General features: G+C 47.1%; 5 protein-coding genes and 1 tRNA gene. All 6 read right to left on the bottom strand.

Going from position 1 to position 3,050, the window contains the following annotated elements:
• Positions 1–254 (bottom strand): hypothetical protein (locus CLV98_RS23000; protein WP_146202351.1); only part of this gene is annotated, 254 nt, incomplete at its 3' end.
• Positions 255–268: 14 nt separating this feature from the next.
• Positions 269–526, bottom strand: a complete 258-nt coding sequence (locus CLV98_RS22995) for a hypothetical protein (RefSeq protein ID WP_109678466.1) — start codon at positions 524–526, stop codon at positions 269–271.
• 32 nt (positions 527–558) lie between these two features.
• Positions 559–897 carry a hypothetical protein gene (locus CLV98_RS22990; RefSeq protein ID WP_109678464.1) on the bottom strand — a complete coding sequence of 113 codons (339 nt, stop codon included), beginning with the start codon at positions 895–897 and terminating at the stop codon, positions 559–561.
• A gap of 26 nt (positions 898–923) precedes the next feature.
• Positions 924–2,399 carry a hypothetical protein gene (locus CLV98_RS22985; RefSeq protein ID WP_109678462.1) on the bottom strand — a complete coding sequence of 492 codons (1,476 nt, stop codon included), beginning with the start codon at positions 2,397–2,399 and terminating at the stop codon, positions 924–926.
• A gap of 98 nt (positions 2,400–2,497) precedes the next feature.
• Positions 2,498–2,578, bottom strand: a tRNA-OTHER gene (locus CLV98_RS23545).
• Positions 2,579–2,639: 61 nt separating this feature from the next.
• On the bottom strand, positions 2,640–2,888 hold the full coding sequence (locus CLV98_RS22980) for a hypothetical protein (protein ID WP_109678460.1): 249 nt from the start codon (positions 2,886–2,888) through the stop codon (positions 2,640–2,642).
• Between the last annotated feature and the right edge of the window lie 162 nt (positions 2,889–3,050).

Below are 3,050 nucleotides of genomic sequence, written 5' to 3'. Positions count from 1 at the left end.
TCATACTCACAATACTGCAGCTGCTGATGAAGGGTACGGGCCACCGGGAAGGGTAAGGTGACGGTGAAGCCCTTTTTGGGCTGGGGCCTTTCGGCCATGTCTCGGGCGGAGTGTAGGAAGCGTTTGGAGAAATCGACCAGGACGATATCCTCTATCGAGGAGTGAAGGGGGTGGAAGCTGGCCCGCTTCATGAGTAGATAGCGAGCCAGGATGCCGATTTCCATTTTGTCTAGCTTAATTTTGATAGGGTTCATTTAGGCTAGGGCGTTTATGCCAGTGGGTGGAATTCTACCAATACTTTGCCGTGATGCGCCAGGGATATTAGACGGCTCTGGGTGATGATCTGCGTCGGAGCGTTGCGGTACTTCGCGATCTTACCTCTCCAGGACTCCAGTTCTTTGGTAAGGCTAAGCGCAAGATTCTTCAGGGTGCACCCCTTTTGTATTTCTGTCTTGGCCAGGTTAAGGAGGCTCAGCTCTAGATGGGTAAATGAGGTGCTCTTTACTTTAAAGGTTACCAGTTGCATAGGGGGGATTTTAAGGTTAAAAAAATAAATGATTACCAGCCTACGGGTTGGACCAGTTGCCAGCAGCCTTTCTCGAATTGATAGATCTTATTATGGGCGCCGATGTTCTTATGCACCCGTACATCGAAAATGGCGGCCGAGTGGATCCTTCCGGCGAAGTAGTGCTGGCAGACCCGAAACATTTCATTTAGGCTATCGTTGATGTTTAGGAATTTATTGGGCTGAGCATGTTCATTGCTCCATTTACTCCAGGTGTTTCCATCATGAAATTTGATGACCATAAAGCAAGTGGCCTTTTCTTTTTGTGCCTCCTTCCGTTCTGGAGAGAGGGCTTTTTTTGTGCTGGTTCCAAGGGTTCTACGGCTTTTCATTGTCTGGGTTGTTTGGTGTTTAAGGTTTAACTGTAATATCCTTCGCCTTCGGTCATATAATCTTCTACGTACACCACAGTTGGAGCAGAGAAGTCGGCCATGGCCCGCTGACGTTTTGGTTTCATATATTTAGGCGGTTCAAAATCGATGGCCTGTTGGCCCAGGTATTGTTTGCAGAATGCTTCCTGCCATTTCTTGCCCATGCCGCTAAAAATCACGTTGTAGTATTGGAATAGAGCCAGTTGGTTTTTGCCGGCTACCTCTTTCCGTGGCTTGGCATCCTGGCGTAGCTTTTCAAAATCTCGTCGTGCCGTACGTAGGAGCGTCTCGCAGCGCTTTACCTTTTCCTCCTGTTTGTCTGCATAGGCCTTTCTATTACGGGCGTTTTTGATGGAATCCTTCTTTATCCAGGCATCAATTCCCACAAAGCCCTTTACATTCTCATAATCGAAATAACCTTTCCCTGGAACAAAAACAGCATAGGGATCCGGTCGGTAGGCGTCGGGATGGTTATCGTAATAGCGGCCAGCTTTGTCGAGCTTGGCCATTTGGAATTGATAATAGTCGAGCCATTCTTTATCGCTCATATCATCGACGAAGTTGTTAAATACCCCTTTGGCGATGGCCACGAGGGCTTTTTCTTGCTTATCCTTAGAGAATTCTCGGTTAGGATAGACCACTTTCCATGCGTAAAGCCAGAAATTGATCAGCATATCCCAGAATTTTGGATCTAGTCCCTTCGGCATGTTCGGCATGCGCTGCTCCAGCATGTGGGTGGCCTTTTGTCTGCGGTTTTGATCGTTCTTAGCCACGATCTCTGCTTTCGTTAAAATCGGCCCGCCCCCTGTTTGATCTTCTCTCTGTTGATCTACCCAGTCATATAAGGGCTGTACACCGTTGTCTGTCCGACCCTTCTGTCCTTGAATGTGCTCTCCGTATTTTATAAACAAATCCGCATTCCCTTTTTCTTTTTCTAAAATCTCTAAGTGAGTACTGTTATGCGGAAAATCTTTCGGGTTTGAGGGTGAAAGGGCGATTTTTGGCGTGTTTTGAGCATTTTTCTCCGCTTCCATTTGTTCGGGTTCAAACAGAAATTTAGGGCTTATCCACAGCTCGAATGCCTTCTTGTTGCCATGAAATTTCGTACAGACAAGCCCCAAATCTCGCAGACGTCCTATATGATTACGGACAGTTCGGTCCGAGCAGCGGCAGTATTTGGATAGCCTAACGCAGTTCGTGTGCATGGACGGCAGGTCGTCCAAGGTATACATGCCAGCCGGCATAATGGAGCAAGTCCGGTTATAGCTGTGCACGTATTCTGTCAAAATGGTATGGAAGGTGGTAGTCACCGCTTCAGGGATCAGCCCAACCCTGCGGTTGATAATCTGCTCACCCTTGGCGGTTTGCCTTACTACTTCCACGGTGGGGCAATTATCATTATGGGTATCGAAAAACCTCGATGCCCTTTTCATTACCTCACTGGTTTCAATCCTTTTCAGCATTTCGCTATTCTATTTTTAATCAATAACTAAACCCCGTCGCCCTGCCTGGCGTGACCCAGACAGGGATCTGGAGCAATTGTAGAATCTGTCCTACCTTGTGGAAGTGCCAGGAGTCGAACCTGAACAATCTTGATTACCCCTTAGAGTTCTCAAGCACGCTACCATTGCGTCACACTTCCGTCTTTAGGTTCAGCCCAGTCAATACGCCAGGCCGAATCCTGTTTTTATGTAAACCCTATTCTAAACCGTCTCTTGAAATTGGAGCTCGTCGTAACTGACCTTCCCCCAAATATTCTGTATACCTACTACCGGCACGCAAAACATGAATTCGTTCTCCAGGCACTCGGCGTTCCCGTAGTGCATCCATGGTGTATTCAAGTCATATTGAATGAGTATCGTCCTACTGGAGTGCTCATATTTGAATCGGGCAAAAAGCATCTTCTCTCCAAGGAAGGGCTTACCCGCAATAAATTGTTGCTTGCTATTCACGACTGAGGAATGTTAAAATTTAAACTTTCATATTTCATTGTTCCATTCCATCCACGACCATCGGGATCTTCCATTTGATAATCATAGTCCCATTCGTTAGCCCGGAGCACCTTGCAGAAAAACCGGAACTGGGTGATTCCAGGAAAGGAATTGACCTCGATC

Source organism: Dyadobacter jejuensis (genome assembly GCF_003149085.1).
Taxonomy (GTDB): domain Bacteria; phylum Bacteroidota; class Bacteroidia; order Cytophagales; family Spirosomataceae; genus Dyadobacter; species Dyadobacter jejuensis.
Note: the sequence above shows the minus strand (reverse complement) of the source record. Positions and strands in the feature narration are given on the sequence as shown.

Bases quoted from the DNA above. Each gene is read 5' to 3' on its own strand.
- CLV98_RS22995 (WP_109678466.1), bottom strand. From the start codon at position 526: ATGCAACTGGTAACCTTTAAAGTAAAGAGCACCTCATTTACCCATCTA.
- CLV98_RS22990 (WP_109678464.1), bottom strand. From the start codon at position 897: ATGAAAAGCCGTAGAACCCTTGGAACCAGCACAAAAAAAGCCCTCTCT.
- CLV98_RS22985 (WP_109678462.1), bottom strand. From the start codon at position 2,399: ATGCTGAAAAGGATTGAAACCAGTGAGGTAATGAAAAGGGCATCGAGG.